The organism is Rhodococcus sp. IEGM 1366 (genome assembly GCF_033142425.1).
In the GTDB taxonomy this organism is placed as follows: Bacteria; Actinomycetota; Actinomycetes; order Mycobacteriales; family Mycobacteriaceae; genus Rhodococcus_F; species Rhodococcus_F globerula.
The window spans coordinates 1-20615 of the sequence record NZ_JAWLRZ010000004.1 but is presented as its reverse complement, the minus strand read 5'-3'; the positions used below and the strand labels follow the sequence as shown (position 1 = coordinate 20615).

Genomic DNA, 20615 nt, shown 5'->3' with positions numbered 1-20615 from the left:
CCAGGGTACGGCGCGATCCGAGGTGACAACACCCACCCTCGTGGTCTCCCGCCTAGAGTTATGTGCGTGCCTACGCAAATCTCCGACACCCGTGACGCCGCCGCGAGTACCGCTCTGCTCACCGACCAGTACGAGCTCACCATGCTCTCGGCCGCGCTTGCCGACGGATCTGCTTTCCGTACCTGCAGTTTCGAAGTATTCGCGCGCAGACTTCCCGACGGCAGGCGTTACGGAATCGTCGCCGGTACGGAGCGATTGCTCGACGCTCTCGAGCACTTCCGTTTCGGGGAACCCGAACTGGCGATCGTCTCGAAGTTCCTGGACGACACCACCGTCGAGTGGCTGCGCAATTACCGGTTCTCCGGCGACATCGACGGTTACCGCGAAGGCGACTTCTACTTTCCCGGCTCGCCGATCCTCTCCGTCCGCGGATCGTTTGCCGAATGCGTGTTGCTCGAGACACTGGCCCTCTCGATCCTCAACCACGACAGCGCGATTGCGTCGGCTGCGGCCCGCATGGTCAGTGCCGCAGACGGTCGACGGCTCATCGAAATGGGCTCACGCCGGACCCATGAGCAAGCCGCAGTCGCGTCGTCCCGCGCCGCGTACCTCGCCGGATTCGACGCCACGTCCAATCTCGAAGCTGTCCGCCGCCACGACGTTCCCGGCGCGGGTACCAGCGCCCACGCCTTCACCCTCCTGCACACCACCGACAACGGAACCGACGAGGCCGCGGCCTTCCGCGCGCAGGTCGACGTACTCGGTGTCTCGACCACATTGCTGGTCGACACCTACGACATCACCGAAGGCGTGAAAACCGCTATCGCCGTAGCCGGAACCGAGCTTGGTGGGGTGCGTATCGACTCCGGAGACCTCGGGGTGGTCACCCGCCAGGTGCGTCGACAACTCGACGACCTCGGCGCCACCAAGACCCGCATCGTCGTCTCCGGCGACCTCGACGAATATGCCATCGCAGCGCTGCGCGCCGAACCCGTCGACACCTACGGCGTCGGCACGTCCCTCGTCATCGGCTCCGGCGCTCCGACGGCCGGCATGGTCTACAAACTTGTCGAGGTGGACGGAATTCCCGTCGAGAAGCGCAGTACCAACAAAGCGTCGCGCGGCGGAGCGAAGAAGGCACTGCGCATCGCTCGCCCGACCGGAACACTGGTCGAGGAAGTGATCTATCCCGCCGACGCGCCCTCGCCGATCGCCGCCGCGGACGGCGCGACCGAGCTGATGATTCCGTTGGTACGCGGCGGCAAGACCGTCGACGGCGTCCCCACATTGGAAGAGAGCCGAGCAGTCGTGAAAGCCGGGCTGCTCAGCCTCCCGTGGGAGGGCCTCAAGCTCTCACGCGGAGATTCCGCGGTACCGGTCCGATTTGTCGGTGGCGGTCACCGATGACTGCACGTGCATTGATCGTGGTGGACGTCCAGAACGACTTCTGTGAGGGCGGCGCCCTCGCCGTCGACGGCGGCGCTGCCGTAGCTGCGGCAATCAACACCTTCGTCGACTCTCACGAGTACGACGCCGTCGCAGCGACCCGCGATTTCCACATCGATCCGGGCGCTCACTTCTCGGAAAACCCCGATTACGTCGACACGTGGCCGGTGCACTGTGTGGTCGGAACTTCGGGCGCCGACTTCCACCCGGCTTTCGATGCATCGATCGCCGGATCTGCCGTGTTCTCCAAGGGTGCGTACAGCGCCGCGTACTCCGGGTTCGAAGGGTTTTCCGAGGACGGCACGACCCTCGAGGAGTGGTTGCGGGCGCACGACATCACCGACGTCGACGTCATCGGCATTGCCACCGATCACTGCGTGAGGGCCACGGCACTCGACGCGGTCCGCGCCGGCTTTGCCACCACAGTCCTCCTGCCACTCACTGCGGGTGTGGCAACCGCCACGATCGAAGCGGCTTTGACGCAGATGCGCGAGCACGGAGTGCAGCTCAGCGGCCGTGACGAACATGCGCCTTCGAGTGGCGTCGATATTTCTGACGTAGGTATCCACTAACCTGCTTCAGTGGCCGATGAACTTCCGAATGTCCCCGAACTGCTTCGCACGGCGGTGCAGGCGCTGGGCGGTGCCGAGCGGACCAGCCAGCTCACGATGGCGTCGGCGGTAGCGCATTCGATCGATACCGGTGAGCATCTTGCCGTCCAGGCCGGCACCGGTACGGGCAAGTCGCTGGCCTACCTGGTGCCGAGCCTGCGCCATGCCGTCGAGTCCGGTCGCACCGTCGTCGTGTCGACGGCCACCATCGCCCTGCAGCGGCAGTTGGTCGATCGTGATCTCCCCCGCCTGGCCGATGCACTGAAGAAGCCACTCGGGCGTCGCGCGGAATTCGCAATCCTCAAGGGCCGCAACAACTACCTGTGCATGAACAAGATCCACACCGGTGCCTCCGAGCAGCCACCGGAGGACGAACTGTTCGATCCGTTCACAGTCTCCCGGCTGGGCCGTGAAGTGGTGCGCTTGACCGAGTGGTCGTCGGACACCGACACCGGCGACCGCGACGAACTCGTGCCAGGTGTGTCCGATCAGGCGTGGCGGCAGGTCAGCGTGACGTCCCGCGAATGCATCGGAAAGAACCAGTGCCCGGTCGGCGAGGACTGCTTTGCCGAACGCGCCCGCGTCGAGGCGTCGAAGGCAGACGTCGTGGTCACCAACCACGCCCTACTGGCGATCGACGCCATTACAGGCATCCAGATTCTGCCCGAGCACGACGTCGTTGTCATCGACGAAGCCCACGAATTGGTCGACCGCGTGACCGGGGTCGCGACGGACGAGCTCACCGCGGCCGCCATCAGCGCAGCCGCTCGTCGCTGCGGCAAGATCGTCGAAGAACAGGACGCCGATCGTCTCGAGGCCGCCGGCGAAGGCTGGGCCGGACTCCTCGAAGAACTTCGCCCCGGACGCTGGGACGGGCTTCCCGACGGCGCTGCTCCCGCGCTCGCGGCCATCCGCGATGCCGCGTGGGCCCTGCGCACAGCCATCGGCCCGGCCAAGCCCGGCATGATGGCAGCCGATCCCGAAGCAGCGGCCGCCCGCAATGCGGCACTCTCCTCGGTGGAAGACATTCACGACAGCGCCGTACGAGTCCTCACTGCTTTCGACGAACCAGATCCCGCCCAGCGCAAAGATGTGGTCTGGCTCTCGTCCGACGAGTTCCGCGGATCGGTCCGCCGCTCCGTCCGGATGGCCCCGCTGTCCGTCGGCGGTTTGCTGCGCTCACGCCTGTTCGCGGAATCCACTGTGGTGTTGACGTCCGCAACACTCACCGTCGGAGGTTCCTTCGACGGTCTTGCGATCAACTGGGGACTACCCGCGCAGTCGTCGGTTCGCCCCGATTCCGGAACCGCGATCGGAAGCGAAGCCCCTTCCGATGCCAACGCATTTCGTTGGAACTCGGTCGACGTCGGATCGCCGTTCGACCATGCGAAAGCCGGAATCATCTACATTGCCCGCCACCTGCCCACACCCGGCCGGGACGGCTTGTCCCCGGTCTACCTCGACGAAATCGCCGAACTCGTCGAGGCTGCGGGTGGGCGCACCCTCGGACTGTTCTCGTCGATGCGCGCCGCCAAAGCCGCTTCCGAAGCCATGCGTGATCGCCTCGACACGCCGATCCTGTGCCAGGGCGACGACGCCACCGGCACCCTCGTCAAGGCCTTCGCCAAGGATGAACCCACATCACTGTTCGGGACACTGTCCCTATGGCAAGGCGTCGACGTTCCCGGCCCGTCGCTGTCCCTGGTGATCTTGGACCGCATTCCATTTCCGCGGCCGGACGATCCGCTGCTGATGGCTCGTCAACAGGCCATCGAGGCACACGGCGGAAACGGCTTCCTCAGCGTCTCGGCCAACCATGCAGCGCTGCTCCTCGCCCAGGGAGTGGGCAGACTGTTGCGTAGCGTCGACGACAAAGGTGTTGTGGCCGTACTGGATCCGCGTCTTGCAACAGCCCGGTATGCCGGATACCTGCGGGCGTCATTGCCACCGTTCTGGGAGACGACCAAGCCCGAGGTCGTCCGCAAGGCACTGACCCGTATCCGCGATTCGCGGCCCTGACGCACTTCTGCCCCGGACCTTGTGACAAGGTCCGGGGCAGAAAGTGGGTTTACACAGCCGGGGTCGTGACCAATCCCAGCTCTGATGCGTTCACCAGCAGACGGTGATGCGGTAGAACCCGAACCGTGTAGCCGACCGATCCCGAAACCGGAAGCGCTACTTCGGCTTCGAAGATATCGATGCCGTCTTCCGAACCGAAATGCGTCATCGGGAAGGTGACCACATCGGTCAGTTCCTCACCCGGAGTGACGCGTCCGATGACTGCTTGCACCTCAACGTCGGACACCGACAAATCACCGAGACGAACCTGAGCCTTCAGCGAGAGAGTCGCACCGATTTCCGGGGTATCCGGCAACCCGGAACCGTCAACCTGCACAACGCTCACGGACGGCCACTGCGATTCGATCCGCCGACGGAACTCGGCAACCTCATGCGCTCCGGCGTAGTTGTCCGCCACCACAGCCCGAGCAGATTCTGCCGACGGCGCGTAGTACTGCACTGCGTAGTCACGAACCATGCGTGACGCCAACACCTTCGGACCCAGATTCTCGAGTGTGTGGCGAACCTTCTCGACCCACCGCGTCGGCAGGTCGGCAGCGTCACGGTCGTAGAACGTGGGTAGCACCGCGTGTTCCAGCAATTCGTAGAGCGCGCTCGCTTCGAGATCGTCACGGCGAACGTCGTCGAGGACGCCGTCGGCGGTCGGGATTGCCCAGCCGTTCTCACCGTCGTACATCTCGTCCCACCATCCGTCACGGATGGAGAGGTTGAGTCCGCCGTTCAGTGCAGACTTCATACCGGAAGTTCCACACGCCTCGAGCGGGCGCAGCGGATTGTTCAGCCACACATCGCAACCCCAGTACAGGTAGCGGGCCATCGACATGTCGTAATCCGGCAGGAAGACGATGCGATGACGGACATCCGCCTCGTCGGCGAACCGCACCACCTGCTGAATGAGCGCCTTGCCACCGTCGTCTGCGGGATGCGACTTTCCGGCCACCACCAACTGCACTGGCCGCTTTTCGTCGAGGAGCATCGCGCGCAGTCGATCGGGGTCGCGCAGCATCAGGGTGAGTCGCTTGTACGTCGGCACGCGCCTGGCAAACCCGACAGTCAACACATTCGGGTCGAAAACTCCACTGGTCCAACCCAGTTCGGCTTCGGTGGCGCCGCGCTCGAGCCACGACGCCTTCACACGTCGACGCACTTCGTTGACGAGTTTGCCGCGCAAGTCGTTGCGCGTTTCCCAGAGTTCGGTGGCGGACAGCTCGTGCAAGCGCTCCCAGCCGCGCGATTCCTCGAGCTGCTCCTGTCCGACGATCCGGCGGGCGACGTTCATCCATTCCGGCGCCGCCCAGGTGGGTGCATGGACACCGTTGGTCACCGAGCCGATCGGAACCTCGTCAGCGTCGAATCCCGGCCAGAGACCGTTGAACATGTCGCGACTGACGATGCCGTGCAGCTTCGACACACCGTTGGCACGCTGGCCCAGTCGAAGGCCCATGTGCGCCATGTTGAAGATCGACGGATCCGATTCGCGGCCCATGCCGACGATGCGATCGACCGTCAGGCCGGGAAGAAGCGTCGATTCGTTCTCGCCGTTGGAACCGCCGAAGTAGTGGCGAACCAGATCTGCCGGGAAGCGGTCGATTCCGGCGGGCACCGGAGTGTGGGTCGTGAAGACGGTACCGGCGCGTACAGCCGCCAACGCCGAATCGAAATCCAGCCCGCTGGTGGTGACAAGTTCACGAATTCGTTCGATACCGAGGAAACCGGCGTGGCCCTCGTTCATGTGGAACACCTCGGGATCGGGCAATCCGTATGCCGCGGTGTACGCCCGAACCGCACGTACGCCACCGATACCCGCAAGGATTTCCTGCTTGATGCGGTGATCCTGATCGCCGCCGTACAGACGGTCGGTCACGCCGCGGAGATCGGGATCGTTCTCAGCGATGTCCGAATCGAGGAGAAGCAGGGGCACCCGGCCTACCTGTGCGATCCACACCCGCGACCGGAGAACTCGCCCACCGGGCATCGCAACGTGGATCACTACCGGCGATCCGTCGTCGGACGACGGGCCGGCATCCGTCAGCAAACGCAGGGGCAACCCCTGCGGATCATGGGGTGGGTAGTGCTCGGCCTGCCACCCGTCGGCTGTCAGGGACTGGCGGAAGTAGCCGGATCGATAGAGCAGTCCGACACCGATCAGCGGCAGTCCCAGATCCGATGCGGCCTTGAGATGATCGCCGGCCAGAATTCCCAGGCCACCCGAGTAGTTCGGCAGGACTTCGCTGACGCCGAATTCCATGGAGAAGTACGCAATTCCCCCAGCCAGCGACACCCCCTTTGCCTGCTGCGACTGGTACCAGCGCGGAGTGCTCAGGTAGCTGTCGAGATCGGCGGCTGCGGTGTCGAGGTCAGCGAGGAAGTCGTCGTCGCTGCTGAGCTCGTCGAGTCGGGCGGGATCGACTTCTCCGAGCATTCGAACCGGATCGAACTGAACTGCTTGCCAGAGTTCAGGGTCCAGGCGCGAGAACAGATCCTGAGTCTCGGGATGCCAGGACCAACGCAAGTTGGTGGACAAGGGGCCGAGCGCTGCAAGGCGCTCTGGAAGGTGGGCTCGGACAGTGAACCGACGCAAGGCTTTCACCCCGCGAACCCTAGTCGAGTTGAACCACCGTGTCCGCTGGAGCGACGACAAGGCGCTGTACCCACTACGGTTGAACTCGGCCACACCAGTAACACTCCACCATCAGAAATGGAGCTTCCCGTGACAGGACGCCTCGGTATCGACGACGTGGTACCCGCGATCTCGGGTAACTATCCAGCCAAGGCCGTAGTGGGTGAAGTGTTTCCCGTACACGCCACGGTATGGCGAGAGGGCCACGACGCAGTTGCGGCCACCCTCACCGTGCGCGGACCCCGCGGAACCAAACCGATACGCATCCAGATGGACCCGGGCAGCGAACCGGACACCGTCGACGCTGTATTCGTTCCGTCCACCGAGGGACTCTGGACGTTCCGGATCGAAGCGTGGAGTAATCCCGTCGCAACCTGGAAGCACGCCGTCGAAGCCAAACTGTCCGTCGGGCAAGGCCCGGCAGAGCTAGCCAACGACCTCGAGATCGGCGCGCGACTCTTCGAGCGCGCCGCCCAGGAACAGCCCCGCGCCAACCGCTCGAAGTTGGAGGCGGTGACGGCGTCGCTGCGCAGCACCGCGCCGGTGACAGCCCGGGTCGCCCCGGCATTTGCGTCGGACGTCGCCGAGTTGCTCCGCGCGCATCCCCTGCGCGAGTTGGTCACCAAGGGCGAACCGCACAACGTGCTGGTCGACCGCAACCGAGCACTGTTCGGTTCGTGGTACGAGTTCTTCCCCCGCTCCACCGGTGGCTGGGACGAGAACGGGGTGCCGAAGCACGGCACGTTCAAGACCGCGTCCGAGGATCTACCGCGCATTGCCGCAATGGGTTTCGATGTTGTCTACCTGCCGCCGATTCACCCGATCGGTGAGATCAATCGCAAGGGCCGCAACAACACGCTCACTCCCGAACCCGGGGATGTCGGATCGCCATGGGCCATCGGCTCCGCTGAAGGTGGGCACGACGCAGTCCATCCGGAACTCGGAACGCTCAAGGATTTCAAGGCGTTCGTGTCGCGGGCACGCAAACTCGACCTCGAAGTGGCACTCGACCTCGCACTGCAATGTGCACCCGATCATCCTTGGGCAGCAAAGCATCCCGAGTGGTTCACTGTTCTGCCAGACGGCACCATCGCCTACGCGGAGAACCCGCCGAAGAAGTACCAGGACATCTATCCGATCAACTTCGACATCGACCCGGACGGGTTGGACAGGGAAATCCTGCGCGTCGTTCGCCACTGGATCAACGCGGGGGTCAAGATCTTTCGGGTCGACAACCCCCACACCAAGCCGCCCAACTTCTGGGAAAAGCTGATCTCCGAAGTCAAGAAATCCGATCCGGACGTTCTCTTCCTGGCCGAGGCGTTCACCCGGCCTGCCCGCATGTACGGCCTGGCCCGACGCGGCTTCACACAGTCGTACACGTACTTCACGTGGCGCGTCGCAAAGTGGGAACTGACGGAATTCGGCAACGAACTCGCAGCCAAAGCCGACGAGGCGCGCCCCAATCTCTTCGTGAACACCCCGGACATCCTGCACGAGTCGCTACAGCACGGCGGACCCGGAATGTTCGCGCTGCGGGCAGCTCTCGCCGCAACACTCGCACCGACGTGGGGCGTCTACTCGGGGTACGAACTCTACGAGCACCAGGCGGTGCGTCCCGGTAGCGAAGAGTATCTGGACTCGGAGAAGTACGAACTACGTCCGCGCCGGTTCGCGGAAGCCGCTGCGCGCGGCGAATCCCTCGAACCCTGGATCACCACGCTGAACCGCATCCGCCGCGCGCACCCCGCTCTGCAACAACTCCGCAACCTGCATTTCCACCACATCGACAATGACGCGATCATCGCCTACTCGAAGTTCGATCCGATCACCGGCGACGCCGTACTCACCGTCATCAACCTCAATCCGTTTGCCGCGGAAGAGGGAACGATCTGGCTGGACATGCCGGCACTCGGGCGCGAATGGCACGACCACATGAGCGTGCTCGACGAAGTCAGCGGCGAGCAATATCAGTGGGGCCAAGCAAATTTCGTTCGCCTAGAGCCGTGGCGGTCCGTCGCCCACATTCTTGCGCTACCGCCAGTTCCCTACCCCGCCAGAACTTCCCTGGCATACCGCGGAGGTAAATGATGGTCGCCGAACTGCCTGCCGGGGTTGCTCCAGCGCCCCACGATCTGGAATTGCTTGCCCGCGGCGAACACCACGATCCGCACAGCGTCCTCGGCGCGCACGCACACCCCGACGGAACAGTGCTGCGTACCCTTCGGCCACACGCCGAGTCGGTCGACGCCGTCATCGGCGGAATGGCCTTTCCCCTCCACCACATTTCGGGTGGGGTCTTCGCCGCACTGGTCCCCTACCCGGAACTCATGGACTACCGGTACTCGGTCACCTACCCGGGTGGGCATACCGTCGTTGTTGCCGATCCGTACCGATTCCTCCCCACGCTCGGCGAACTTGATCTCCATCTCTTCGGCGAGGGTCGGCACGAACGCCTGTGGGATATTCTCGGCGCCCACCCGCGCAGCTACGAAACGCCGGACGGAGTAGTCGAGGGAACCTCGTTTGCGGTGTGGGCGCCCGCCGCCCGCGGCGTCACCGTCATCGGCGACTTCGATGGCTGGGGTGGGCAATTCGCGCCCATGCGCGTCCTCGGTTCGACAGGAGTCTGGGAACTGTTCCTGCCCGGAATCACAGCAGGCGAACTGTACAAATTCCGCGTCCACGGACGAGACGGTTCGGTAGCGGACAAGGCCGACCCGATGGCCTTTGCCACCGAGGTACCGCCGGCGACGGCGTCACGCGTGAGTACCAGTTCCCACATCTGGCACGACGCCGACTGGCTCGAGGCCCGCGCGAACGTCGACCCAGCGCAGTCACCGATGAGTGTGTACGAAGTGCATCTCGGATCCTGGCGCCCTGGCCTCGACTACCGGCAGATGGCCGAGCAACTCGCGCAGTACGTCACCGAAACCGGGTTCACACACGTCGAATTGCTCCCAGTCGCCGAGCACCCGTTCGGCGGTTCCTGGGGATATCAGGTCACGTCGTACTACGCTCCGACCGCACGATTCGGGACACCCGACGATTTCCGCTGGTTTGTCGATCACCTCCATGCCGCCGGCATCGGTGTCCTCGTCGACTGGGTTCCCGCTCACTTCCCCAAGGACGAGTGGGCACTGGCCCGCTTCGACGGCACACCGCTCTACGAACATGCCGATCCGCAGCGCGGCGAGCAGTTGGACTGGGGTACATACGTATTCGACTTCGGTCGACGCGAGGTCCGCAACTTCCTCGTCGCCAACGCACTGTTCTGGCTCGACGAATTCCACATCGACGGCCTACGCGTCGATGCTGTCGCATCGATGCTCTACCTGGATTACTCCCGCCCGGAGGGTGGCTGGACTCCCAACATTCACGGTGGCCGAGAGAACCTGGAAGCAGTTGCGTTCCTTCAGGAGATGAACGCCACCGTCCACAAGAAGCACCGTGGCGTTGTCACCGTTGCGGAGGAATCAACCGCGTGGCCTGGAGTCACCCGCGCGACCAATGTGGGCGGTCTCGGATTCAACATGAAATGGAACATGGGGTGGATGCACGACACCCTGGGATTCCTGGGCCGCGACCCCGTCCACCGCACGTACCACCATCATGAGATCACCTTCTCGCTGATGTACGCGTGGAGCGAGAACTACCTACTGCCCATCAGCCACGACGAGGTCGTCCACGGCAAGGGAACCTTGTGGACACGTATGCCCGGCAACGATTTCGCGAAAGCCGCGGGGCTTCGCGCTCTCCTCGCGTACATGTGGGCGCACCCGGGTAAGCAGCTTCTGTTCATGGGCCAGGAGTTCGGCCAGACGGCCGAGTGGTCCGAAGAACGAGGCCTCGACTGGTGGCAACTCGACGACCCGAACACCGGCAATCTCCACCGCGGCGCGATGCAGCTGGTCAGCGATCTCAACTCTGCATACCGCCGGCATCCGGCAATGTGGACCCTGGACACCTCGCCTGGCGGGTATTCGTGGATCGACGCCAACGACACCGAGAACAACGTCCTGAGTTTTCTGCGTTACGGTACTGACGGCTCGATTGTCGCCTGCCTCTTCAACTTCTCGGGCAGCGAACACTCGAGCTACCGCGTCGGGCTACCGGAGCCCGGCCGATGGGTGGAAATCCTCAACACCGATGCGCAGGCGTACGGCGGCTCGGGGGTGGGCAACCTCGGTGCGGTCACAGCGACGTCGCAGTCGTGGCACGGTCGGCCGGCGTCAGCTCAGGTCGCACTTCCCGCCAACGGTGCGATATGGATCAGTCTGGAGCGTTGATGGTGGGTCGGCGAGCAGCACTAGTCACTTCGTCGTTGTTGGCAACTGCTGCCGTGTTGTCCGGCTGTTCGCAGACCTCCAGTGGCCAGGCCGTCTCGATCTACCACGACCCTTTCCGTGTTGCCGGCCTCGATGCGTCGTCCGGTCCTAGTGGCCTGCGACCCGGTGCGCCCGACGCCGAACGCGACATCGTCGGCACCGACGGCGGTTCCATCGACGCACTCGCCGCCAACGCGATCACCGACATCGAAACCTTTTGGAACACGCAGTATCCAACGCTGTTCAACGAGCCGTTCCAACCTGTCGACACGCTGATCTCGTGGGATCCCACCGAATCGAACGGCCCGGACTTCTGCGAGGAGACCACAGAAGACCTCATCAACGCCGGCTACTGCAGCCTCGACCACACCATCGGGTGGGATCGCGAACTTCTCCTTCCCGAGGTGCAGGAAAAGTTCGGGGACGTCGCCGTCGCGTTCATCTTCGCGCACGAGTACGGCCATGCCGTCCAGCGCAAAGCCGGAATCGTCAAAGGTGGGTCCGAATCGGCCTTGGTGCGTGAACAGCAGGCCGATTGCTTCGGTGGTGCGTTCCTGCGGCACGTTGCCGAGGACAAGGCAGCACACTTCACCATGAATACGTCCGACGGCCTGAACAAGGTGCTCGCCTCTGCGGTCGCTATCCGTGACGACGATCCCAACGATCCCGACTCACACCACGGTTCCGCGTTCGAACGCGTCACCGCAACACAGATCGGGTTCACCGACGGCGCGTCCGCCTGCACGCGTATCGACCAGGAAGAAATCGAATCCCGGCGGGCTGAATTGCCCCAGCAATTCGACTCCGAAGGCGATTCAGGAGAACTCCCCGTCACCGAGGAAACGCTGCAGGAGTTCCTCACGACATTCCAGTCGGTCTTCGAATTGGAGAATCCGCCGACAGTCACCTTCACCGGCGCGGACACCGGATGCGCCGACGCCGTCGCCACCGAACCGGTCTCGTTCTGCCCCTCGACCAACACCATCGGCATCAATGTCGACGAGTTGGCGGAACGCGGAACACCGGGACGGGTCGGTCGACGCGAATTGATGCAGACCGACATCACCGGCGACTACAACGCATACGTACTGCTCGCGTCGCGGTACACCCTCGCGATGCAGCAGCAACGTGGTCAGGCACTCGACACACCACAGACCGCGCTACGGGCGGCCTGCTTGGCCGGAGTGATCACAGCCGCACTGAGCCCCTCCAACGCAGCCGAGTCCGGAGCACAGGTCACCCTGTCCCCCGGCGACCTCGACGAGGCCGTCTCCGGCTTGTTGACGGACGGGTTGGCTGCCAGCGACGTCAACGGCGACACCGTCCCGAGCGGCTTCGCCCGGGTCGACGCCTTCCGTACCGGTGTGCTGGGTGGGCAGGTGTCCTGCGACAGCCGCTATACGGAGTAGCGGCCGTAGGACGCCTACGACCATTACACGGAGTAGCGGCCGTAGGACGCCTAGTAGAGCGCTGCCGCCAGTTTGCGGCGGGCTGCCATCACCATGGGCTCGGCGGGATCGAACAATTCGAAGAGTTCGAGCAGACGCGTCCGCGCCGCGGCCTTGTCGTCTCCTGCACTGCGTGACACGACGCCGATGAGGCGAGCAAAAGCTGCTTCCGGTTGCTGTCCGGCCATCTCCAGGTCCGCTGCCGCGAACTGCAGTTCGGCATTCGACGGATCTGCGTCGGCCGCCGCCACGGCGTCGGGTTCGGTGTTCTGGGCACGCGCCATGAACTTGACCTGGCGAACAGCGTTGAGGGCCTCGGCGTTGGTCGGCTCGGCGTCGAGAATCACCTGGTATGCCGCAATGGCACCGTCGAGATCACCGGCGTCGAGGGCGGTTTCGGCAGCAACGAATCGTGGATCTTCCACTTCTGGTTCGTCGCGCTCAGCCGTCGGAACGGGACCGCTGAGCTTGCCGGCGGTAGCTTGCAGAACGGCGGCAAACCACTGAGTCAACTGCTCTTCGGGCTGCGCGCCCTGGAAATCTGCCAACGGCTGACCGGCGGCAACTGCAACAACCGTCGGCACCGACTGGATTCCGAAGGCCTGCGCGATCTGGGGGCTGACATCGACGTCGACGTTCGCAAGAATCCACTGACCACCGGCCTGCGCGGCCAATCGCTCCAATACCTCGGTGAAGACGACAGACGGCTCGTACGCGCGCCCACCGAGGTTGACGATCACCGGCACCTGGCTCGACTTGACCAGAACTTCGGCCTCGAAGTTCGCTTCCGTCACCTCGATGACAAACCCATTGGCAGCAGAAACGGCCCCATCGCCGCTGGGATTACGCGGAGGTGGGGCCGTGGCCCGCTCTTTGAGAGCGGACAAGTCGACTGCGCCGCTCATAGCGGCTGCAACTGCTGACGAACGCGCTGGGGGCCTGGATCCTGGTCGAGTCACAAGTCCCAGTTTGTCACGAGTTGCCGGAACCTTCGAAGAGGCCTACTTCACTTAAGCGAGCGCGGGGTCTGCAGCGGCTGTGTTCACCTTGGACAGTTCCGCCAACTTGCCTGTGCGCGCGGCCCACGCCTCGAAAACAATCGTGCCGAACGGCGGGATGCTGGCAAACAGTGCCCAGAACGTGGTGACCAGGTTCCACTTCAACTGCTTTGCAGTCCAGAGCGCAACCAGGATGTAGATGACGAACACAGCACCGTGGAAGGGACCGAAGATCTTGACGCCTGCCACCATTCCCTCTTCGGGGATGTACTTGAACGCCATTCCGACCAACAGTCCGAGCCATGTGAAGGCCTCGAGGACGGCAATGAAACGGAACCGCTTTGCGGTGGTACTGAGATCGAAGACGTTCGCCATGAACCCCATTGTGCCCGAACAACTACGACGCCCCGTAGTGGTGTGAGGAATACCACGAGGCGTCGTAGAGCGAACTGAGGTGTTCAGGTGTATTTAGACTCTCAGGCCTTGGGTACGCGGACGATCAGTGCGTCGCCCTGCCCGCCGCCGCCGCACAGTGCGGCCGCGCCGATGCCGCCGCCGCGGCGCGCCAACTCGAGTGCGAGGTGCAGCGCGATCCGGGCACCGGACATCCCGAGCGGGTGCCCGACGGCGATGGCGCCGCCGTTGACGTTCACCTTCGCCGGGTCGAGGCCGAGCTCACGCGTGGAGGCGATACCGACGGCCGCGAACGCCTCGTTGATCTCGACGAGATCGAGATCGGTGGGGTTGATGCCTTCCTTCGCGCAGGCCTTCGCGATGGCCCGCGCCGGCTGGGACTGCAGGGTCGAATCGGGTCCGGCGACCACACCGTGGGCACCGATCTCCGCGATCCACGCCACACCGAGTTCTTCGGCCTTGGCCTTGCTCATCACGACCACGGCGGCGGCGCCGTCGGAGATCGGCGAGGCGGAGCCGGCGGTGATGGTGCCGTCCTTGCTGAACGCGGGACGCAGTTTGCCGAGGGATTCGACGGTGGTGTCGGCGCGGATGCCCTCGTCCTGCGCGAAGACGATCGGATCGCCCTTGCGCTGCGGGATGGAGACGGGGACGACCTCGTTGTCGAAGAGGCCGTCTTTCCAGGCGCGGGCGGCGTTCTGGTGTGAGGCCGCGGCAAACGCGTCCTGCTCCGCGCGGGTGATGTGGGTGTCGTCCTGCTGGTTGACCTGTTCGGTGAGCAGGCCCATCGCCTGGTCGGTGAAGATGTCGTGCAGGCCGTCGTACGCCATGTGGTCGCGCATCGTGACGTCGCCGTACTTGAACCCTTCGCGGCTTTTTTCGAGCATGTGCGGTGCGCGGGACATCGATTCCTGCCCGCCGGCGACGACGACGTCGAATTCGCCGGCGCGGATCAGCTGATCGGCCAGGGCGATGGCGTCGACACCGGAGAGGCACACCTTGTTGATGCTCAGGGCGGGAACGTTCATCGGGATGCCCGCGGCGACGGCGGCCTGGCGGGCCGGCATCTGGCCGGCGCCGGCGGTGAGAACCTGACCCATGATGACGTACTCGACCTGCTCCGGGGCGACACCGGCCTTCTCGAGGGCGCCCTTGATGGCGATGCCACCGAGATCGGACCCGGACAGGTCCTTCAACGAACCCATGAGTCGACCCATCGGGGTACGGGCTCCGGCAACAATCACAGAACTGGTCACGATTTCCTCCGGCTGCAAAAAGAGACATAGTCTTCGGGCGCACGTGGTATACGAGCCAAGTCACATCCCGACGTGTACTACTTAAACGGTAGCGCTACCGTGAACGGTATGACACAGACCTCCCCCAGTCCCGCTCTCGCAGCGCTGTCCTCCGACCTCGTCGTCGCCATCGACCACGTCGGAATTGCCGTTCCCGACCTCGATGTCGCCATCGAGTGGTACACCCAGCACCTGGGCATGGTCTCGACTCACGAAGAGGTCAACGAAGCACAGGGCGTGCGCGAAGCCATGCTCTCCGTCGTCGGTGCGCCCGCCGGCTCCACGGCCGTTCAGTTGCTCGCACCTCTCGACGAGAACTCGACTATCGCCAAGTTCATCGACCGCAGCGGCCCCGGACTACAGCAGCTCGCTTACCGCGTCACCGACATCGAAGCTATTTCCGACGAGCTCCGTGCACGCGGCGTCCGGTTGCTCTACGACGCACCGAGGCGCGGCACCGCGAACTCACGCATCAACTTCATCCACCCGAAGGACGCCGGCGGTGTACTCGTCGAACTGGTCGAACCGGCCGCGTCGCACTAGTAGGCCCGACTCCTGCAGATATGCCAGGTAGATTGTCGCCATGGCATACGAGCAGGACCGCGGTTCCATTCAACTTCCGTTTCAGATCGCACGGAAGGGATACGACCGCGACGAGGTACGCAACTACTTCGAGCGATTCGACGTAGAACTGCGTGTGACGGCTGCGGATCGCGATGCCGCAGCCGCGCAAGCCCGTGACCTTGCCAAGCAGTTGGACGATGCCCGCGACGACATCGACGATCTCCGTAAGGACGTCGACCGCCTTTCCGTTCCACCCACCACTGCGGAGGGCATGAGCGATCGCATCAGCCGCATGCTCCGACTGGCGTCCGACGAAGCATCCGAGGTTCGTGCCAAGGCCGAGGCCGACGCAGCAGAGATGACCTCCATCGCCGAACAGGACGGCGCCCGCCTACGCGGGCACTACGAGTCGTTGATCGCGGAGCTCGACGACCGTCGCAACGCGATGGAAACCATGCACGAGCAGACCATGTTGCAGGCCAAGACCGAAGCGGCGCGCATCGTCGAAGCCGCGCAGGCCGAGCGCGACCGTCTGGCCGCCGAATCCGAGGCGAAGCGAACTCAGATTCGCGAAGATTTCGACATCTCGATGGCGGAACGACGCGCCAAGGTTGTTGCCGCAGTCGACGAACTCGAAGCATCAAGCAAGGCAGAAGCCGAACGACGATTGACCGACGCCACGCGCGAAGCGCAGCGTCGTCTACAGGCTGCGACAGATCAGTCCGAGCGAAAGATCGCTCACGCCAAGGAACTTGCCGAAGAACTGCGCGTTCTACGTGGACGCATCCTCGCGCAACTCCTGGGAATCCGAGGTCAGCTCGACTCGGTGCCCGCGATGCTCGCCTCCGTCAACCGTGAGAGCGAATTGCTCGACGCTCCGACCACTCCGCCGTCCTCGGAATTCACCGACGACGAGTACGAGGAAACGAGCTACACAGAATCCGAACCGGAAACTGACGACTCGGATGACATCGAAGACACCAACACAGCCGAAATCGACACCCGCGAGGTCGAGCAGCGGGCGCAGTCCCGAAACTGATCCGTCACGACCACCTTCTGGTCAGGCCGCGGGTGCCGCGGCCTGACCAGCATCCGGTATGCCAATGCCGACGCTCCGCGGCCCCACCGGGCTCCGACGGCCACGTCACCACATGCGCAACTCCCGGCCTGATGTCGTGGTCACAGCCGGGGCATCGATAGAACTTCGTGGCATTGGCTCCCGGAATCGGCCGAACCATGTACAGCTCGCCGCCCGGACCGGGCTCCTCCCGGACCACTGCCCCGCCAAAAAGCACACCACGCGGTTCATCCGAAGCCGGACCTCGTCGACTGTCAGTACGACGAGATTGTTTCGGCATCGGTTTGCGGCGAGGCATTAGAAAAGCCGGAACTCGGTGCTCTCGGTCCCACGCAACGCCTCGTAGTCGAGGACAAGGCAGCGAATCCCGCGGTCGGTTGCCAAAGTCTTGGCCTGCGGCTTGATCTGTTGCGCCGCAAACACTCCCGTTACCGGAGCGAGCAGCGGATCACGGTTGAGCAATTCGAGATAGCGCGTCAGCTGCTCGACACCGTCGATCTCCCCGCGACGCTTGATCTCGACGGCAACCGAAGCACCATCGGCATCACGAACCAGAAGATCGACCGGCCCGATGGCCGTCATGTATTCGCGTCGTACCAAGGTGTAGCCCTTACCCAGCGTTTCGACATGCTCTGCGAGAAGCTCTTGCAGGTGCGCCTCGACGCCGTCCTTGATCAAACCAGGATCGATACCGAGTTCGTACGACGAATCATGTTCGACCTCTTCGAGGGTGATCCTCAGCTCTTCGCCGGCCTTGTTGGTCACGACCCACAGAATGTCGTCGCTGTCACCGGTGGTCTCGACCAACCAGCACGGCGGACTCATCCAGTTGAGCGGCTTATACGCCCGGTCATCGGCATGGATGCTGACGGAACCATCCGCTTTGACCAACAGAAGGCGTCTGGCGGTAGGGAGATGGGAAGTCAATCGACCTACGTAGTCGACACGGCAACGAGCAATAACTAAGCGCACTGCACCACCCTAAGGGATCGGTGCGACTAGTCTCGACACACTATGCAGCCCAGCAATGTCCCGAGCGCGCCCCTAGGGTCGTGGCTGCTCGGATCCACAGACGAGAGTCCCCGCCGACGACGCGTTCGCGTCCAAGCCCTCCTCACTGCTCCGCTCCTGGTCACCAATCTGATCGGGTCCGCACTGGCCGTCGTTCTCATCGGAGTTGTTGTTCCAGGCCCGAGCATCATGCGATCGGAGTTCGCGTGGATCAACTTCATCGCAGTGCCGATATTCACTGGGTGTGTCTTCATCGTCGGGTTGCTCTGGGGAACTACACGCCTCATCCATGATCTTCGGTGGGCAACGGACAACGTCCCGCCGACACCTGAGAATCAGCGCGCCGCGCTGCGTGGACCATGGCGATTGACCCGCGTTCAAGCCATCCTGTGGACGGTGGCATTGGCTACGTTCACCACGATGTACGGGATCGTCGACGCCAACACCATCCCGAAAGTGTTGTTCACCATAGCTTTCAGCGGAATCACGACCTGCGCGTTCTGCTATCTCCTCAGCGAGTTCGCACTTCGTCCCATCGCAGCCCGCGCCCTCGAATCCGGGACACCCCGCAAATCCGCGGTGCTCGGCATCACGGGGCGCACCATCCTGGTCTGGATGCTCGGCAGTGGAGTCCCTGTCACCGGTCTGATGTTGATCGCGATCTTCAGCTTCATCCGTCCAGCCTCCGGGCAGGCTCTCGCAATCGCCATCCTCGTAATCGGCGGAATCACTCTGTGCGTCGGACTCGGGCTGACCTATATCAACATTCGATCGGCTGCGGCGCCGATCCGATCCGTTCGGCGAGGTATGGAGCAAGTCACCCGCGGCGATCTGAGTGCTCACGTCGTTGTCTACGACGGTACCGAATTGGGCTTACTCCAAACCGGTTTCAATCGTATGGCGGAAGGACTGCGGGAGCGGGAACGCATTCGCGACCTGTTCGGACGACACGTCGGGCATGAGGTTGCAGCCAACGCGATGCGTCAGAATCCCGAACTCGGCGGCGAGGAACGTGATGTATCGGTTCTCTTCGTCGACGTGATCGGTTCCACCACGATCGCCTCGACAAACACCCCCACCGCCGTTGTCGCACTCCTCAACAGGTTCTTCGACGTCATCGTCGACGAGGTCGACGGGCACGGCGGATTTGTCAACAAGTTCGAGGGCGACGCAGCACTTGCCATCTTCGGTGCGCCGAACCGGATCGACGACCACGCGGGCAGCGCACTCGCAGCGGCCAGACAGATCCAGATCCGTCTGTGCGCCGAAGTGCCTGAAATCAATGCCGGCATCGGCGTCGCGTCAGGTATCGCAGTTGCCGGAAATGTCGGTGCGCGTGAAAGATTCGAGTACACCGTGATCGGTGATCCTGTGAACGAGGCAGCCCGTCTCTCCGAGGTGGCCAAGACCGTACCGGGAAATCTGGCAGCGTCAGGCCGCGCTGTTGCGGCGGCACACAACAGCGAAGCCGACCAGTGGCAGATCACCGACAGCATCACACTGCGCGGTCGCCTCGAAGAGACAGAACTTGCGATTCCTCGTGAGCCGGCGGAAGGCCTCATATCAACCCCTGTTCCGCCGACGGACTGAATCCGGTTACGAGCCGAAAATGTCCCCCAGTTGATTCAGTATCGACGTTGACGGATCGGGTTCTGGGGATACCGGGCTGACCGTACTGTCACCGCTGGCGATGTTGAACTGACCGACGGTGGACACCGACTTCGCGGGCGTAACACCGAGACAAGTGTAAATACCGCTGCCACCATTCGAGCTCGGCCAGATCTTGGCTCCAGACGACGGGTTGTCGTTGCCGAACGACACATTCGAATACTTCACGCTCACATCCGGAATGTCGCCACACGTCTTGATCCCGGAGAACTTCTCGATGAAGCCGATAGTCGTGCTCTTCAGTCCACCGAATGCGGCCGGAGTGGACCATGACCCCATCTTTGTGACCACTCCGGTGGAATCATTGGTAATCGTTCCCGACCACGTTGTTGCCGTCGACGACGAACCCGACTTCGTGATGTCGAAGGAATATGCCGTTCCGCGCGAATAGGGAACATCAATGGCACAGGTGACACCATTGCCCCCGTCAGCGCCCGACCGACATTCCGAAGACAGCGGCACACCACCGGCACCGAACAGCGAGAAACGGACACCGGCGGTGCCGTTCGGGTGCGGCTGAATCCCCGAGTAGTAGCCGCCGCCCTTCTCAAATGTCTGATACTGCGCATAGTAGACATAATCGGATGACAACGGGGTGTCCACCGCAACCGTGTAATGGAAGCTGTCGATCGTTGCGACCGGCGTGCGGGGAGTCACGTCGTAGGAGATGAAATGCTGCGGGTTGCCAGCGGGTATCGACGACGCCCCAGGCGCGGCAGCACTCGCCACCCCGACAAGTGCACAGACGGATCCCACTGCAACTATTGATGCGCCTACCAGTCTTTTCATACCTGGAAACGTACACATCAAAAGAATTCACGAATACACGATTTGAGAAACAATTTCAGAATTCTCGAATATTTCCAGCGAATTCAGACATATAAGTACATTCGACTGTTCTATTTGCAATCAATGAATAGATATATCCGAATTCTTACATTCGATTACAAATCTACAATTGTCTGTATGTGAGCTTTATGTTTCGGGGACACGAAAAAGCCCCCCAACAATGTTGGGGGGCTTTCTCAAGTTGTGTTCGGCGGTGTCCTACTCTC

At 63.1% G+C, this 20615-nt stretch carries 16 protein-coding genes; 9 read left to right on the top strand and 7 right to left on the bottom strand.

Features of this window, described 5'->3' with window-relative positions:
• Positions 1–60: 60 nt before the first annotated feature.
• The 3 genes from R4P64_RS12860 to R4P64_RS12850 are packed head-to-tail and all read left to right on the top strand — an operon-like array spanning position 61 to position 4076.
• Complete coding sequence (locus tag R4P64_RS12860) at positions 61–1407, top strand: nicotinate phosphoribosyltransferase (protein ID WP_317821121.1); 1347 nt, start codon at positions 61–63, stop codon at positions 1405–1407.
• Positions 1404–2018 carry an isochorismatase family protein gene (locus R4P64_RS12855; RefSeq protein ID WP_045066890.1) on the top strand — a complete coding sequence of 205 codons (615 nt, stop codon included), beginning with the start codon at positions 1404–1406 and terminating at the stop codon, positions 2016–2018. The genes R4P64_RS12860 and R4P64_RS12855 overlap by 4 nt, the downstream gene beginning before the upstream one ends.
• 9 nt (positions 2019–2027) lie before the next feature.
• Positions 2028–4076 (top strand): ATP-dependent DNA helicase, encoded by a 2049-nt coding sequence (locus R4P64_RS12850; RefSeq protein WP_033232721.1) that lies wholly within the window; start codon positions 2028–2030, stop codon positions 4074–4076.
• A 49-nt stretch (positions 4077–4125) separates the two neighbouring features.
• On the opposite strand, the gene glgP is transcribed toward R4P64_RS12850, so the two are convergent.
• A complete protein-coding gene (gene glgP / locus R4P64_RS12845) occupies positions 4126–6726 on the bottom strand; it encodes an alpha-glucan family phosphorylase (RefSeq protein ID WP_317821118.1) in 2601 nt (866 codons plus the stop codon).
• A 120-nt stretch (positions 6727–6846) separates the two neighbouring features.
• Between glgP and R4P64_RS12840 the strand changes: the two genes are divergently transcribed.
• From R4P64_RS12840 to R4P64_RS12830, 3 genes are read left to right on the top strand one after another with little or no spacing between them, the layout of a single operon-like run.
• Complete coding sequence (locus R4P64_RS12840) at positions 6847–8847, top strand: maltotransferase domain-containing protein (RefSeq protein ID WP_317821116.1); 2001 nt, start codon at positions 6847–6849, stop codon at positions 8845–8847.
• Positions 8847–11045, top strand: a complete 2199-nt coding sequence (gene glgB, locus R4P64_RS12835) for a 1,4-alpha-glucan branching protein GlgB (protein ID WP_411742675.1) — start codon at positions 8847–8849, stop codon at positions 11043–11045. Before R4P64_RS12840 ends, glgB begins: the two co-directional genes overlap by 1 nt.
• The gene (locus R4P64_RS12830) at positions 11045–12493 is read left to right on the top strand and encodes a neutral zinc metallopeptidase (protein WP_045066887.1); all 1449 of its coding nucleotides are present in this window, start codon (positions 11045–11047) and stop codon (positions 12491–12493) included. Before glgB ends, R4P64_RS12830 begins: the two co-directional genes overlap by 1 nt.
• Positions 12494–12543: 50 nt before the next feature.
• Here the strand turns inward: R4P64_RS12830 and R4P64_RS12825 are convergent, their stop codons facing one another.
• The 3 genes from R4P64_RS12825 to R4P64_RS12815 all read right to left on the bottom strand — a co-directional run bounded on the left by R4P64_RS12825 (position 12544) and on the right by R4P64_RS12815 (position 15200).
• Complete coding sequence (locus R4P64_RS12825; protein WP_033232713.1) at positions 12544–13437, bottom strand: tetratricopeptide repeat protein; 894 nt, start codon at positions 13435–13437, stop codon at positions 12544–12546.
• A gap of 105 nt (positions 13438–13542) precedes the next feature.
• Entirely contained in the window at positions 13543–13905 is a 363-nt protein-coding gene (locus tag R4P64_RS12820; protein WP_033233155.1) for a DUF3817 domain-containing protein, read from the bottom strand.
• Positions 13906–14006: 101 nt separating this feature from the next.
• On the bottom strand, positions 14007–15200 hold the full coding sequence (locus R4P64_RS12815) for an acetyl-CoA C-acetyltransferase (protein WP_317821112.1): 1194 nt from the start codon (positions 15198–15200) through the stop codon (positions 14007–14009).
• Positions 15201–15308: 108 nt separating this feature from the next.
• On the opposite strand from R4P64_RS12815, the gene mce reads away from it, so the two are divergent.
• Both mce and R4P64_RS12805 read left to right on the top strand, forming a co-directional pair.
• Positions 15309–15782 carry a methylmalonyl-CoA epimerase gene (mce, locus tag R4P64_RS12810; protein ID WP_141487029.1) on the top strand — a complete coding sequence of 158 codons (474 nt, stop codon included), beginning with the start codon at positions 15309–15311 and terminating at the stop codon, positions 15780–15782.
• A 40-nt stretch (positions 15783–15822) separates the two neighbouring features.
• Complete coding sequence (locus tag R4P64_RS12805) at positions 15823–16842, top strand: hypothetical protein (RefSeq protein WP_033237401.1); 1020 nt, start codon at positions 15823–15825, stop codon at positions 16840–16842.
• Between the two features lie 4 nt (positions 16843–16846).
• On the opposite strand, the gene R4P64_RS12800 is transcribed toward R4P64_RS12805, so the two are convergent.
• Together R4P64_RS12800 and nucS are read right to left on the bottom strand one after the other, a co-directional pair.
• Positions 16847–17179 carry an ATP/GTP-binding protein gene (locus tag R4P64_RS12800; RefSeq protein WP_084702718.1) on the bottom strand — a complete coding sequence of 111 codons (333 nt, stop codon included), beginning with the start codon at positions 17177–17179 and terminating at the stop codon, positions 16847–16849.
• On the bottom strand, positions 17179–17853 hold the full coding sequence (gene nucS, locus R4P64_RS12795; protein ID WP_033237400.1) for an endonuclease NucS: 675 nt from the start codon (positions 17851–17853) through the stop codon (positions 17179–17181). Before nucS ends, R4P64_RS12800 begins: the two co-directional genes overlap by 1 nt.
• 42 nt (positions 17854–17895) lie before the next feature.
• Here nucS and R4P64_RS12790 point away from each other — a divergent pair, with 42 nt between their 5' ends.
• A complete protein-coding gene (locus tag R4P64_RS12790; protein WP_317821109.1) occupies positions 17896–19482 on the top strand; it encodes an adenylate/guanylate cyclase domain-containing protein in 1587 nt (528 codons plus the stop codon).
• Between the two features lie 6 nt (positions 19483–19488).
• Here R4P64_RS12790 and R4P64_RS12785 read toward each other — a convergent pair whose 3' ends face one another.
• Positions 19489–20349 carry a DUF3472 domain-containing protein gene (locus tag R4P64_RS12785; protein WP_141487026.1) on the bottom strand — a complete coding sequence of 287 codons (861 nt, stop codon included), beginning with the start codon at positions 20347–20349 and terminating at the stop codon, positions 19489–19491.
• Positions 20350–20615 lie beyond the last annotated feature (266 nt).

Coding starts and splice junctions, on each gene's coding strand:
- R4P64_RS12860 (WP_317821121.1), top strand. CDS start 61: ATGTGCGTGCCTACGCAAATCTCCGACACCCGTGACGCCGCCGCGAGT.
- R4P64_RS12855 (WP_045066890.1), top strand. CDS start 1,404: ATGACTGCACGTGCATTGATCGTGGTGGACGTCCAGAACGACTTCTGT.
- glgB (WP_411742675.1), top strand. CDS start 8,847: ATGGTCGCCGAACTGCCTGCCGGGGTTGCTCCAGCGCCCCACGATCTG.
- R4P64_RS12830 (WP_045066887.1), top strand. CDS start 11,045: ATGGTGGGTCGGCGAGCAGCACTAGTCACTTCGTCGTTGTTGGCAACT.
- R4P64_RS12825 (WP_033232713.1), bottom strand. CDS start 13,437: ATGAGCGGCGCAGTCGACTTGTCCGCTCTCAAAGAGCGGGCCACGGCC.
- R4P64_RS12820 (WP_033233155.1), bottom strand. CDS start 13,905: ATGGCGAACGTCTTCGATCTCAGTACCACCGCAAAGCGGTTCCGTTTC.
- mce (WP_141487029.1), top strand. CDS start 15,309: ATGACACAGACCTCCCCCAGTCCCGCTCTCGCAGCGCTGTCCTCCGAC.
- R4P64_RS12805 (WP_033237401.1), top strand. CDS start 15,823: ATGGCATACGAGCAGGACCGCGGTTCCATTCAACTTCCGTTTCAGATC.
- R4P64_RS12800 (WP_084702718.1), bottom strand. CDS start 17,179: ATGCCTCGCCGCAAACCGATGCCGAAACAATCTCGTCGTACTGACAGT.
- R4P64_RS12790 (WP_317821109.1), top strand. CDS start 17,896: ATGCAGCCCAGCAATGTCCCGAGCGCGCCCCTAGGGTCGTGGCTGCTC.
- R4P64_RS12785 (WP_141487026.1), bottom strand. CDS start 20,349: ATGAAAAGACTGGTAGGCGCATCAATAGTTGCAGTGGGATCCGTCTGT.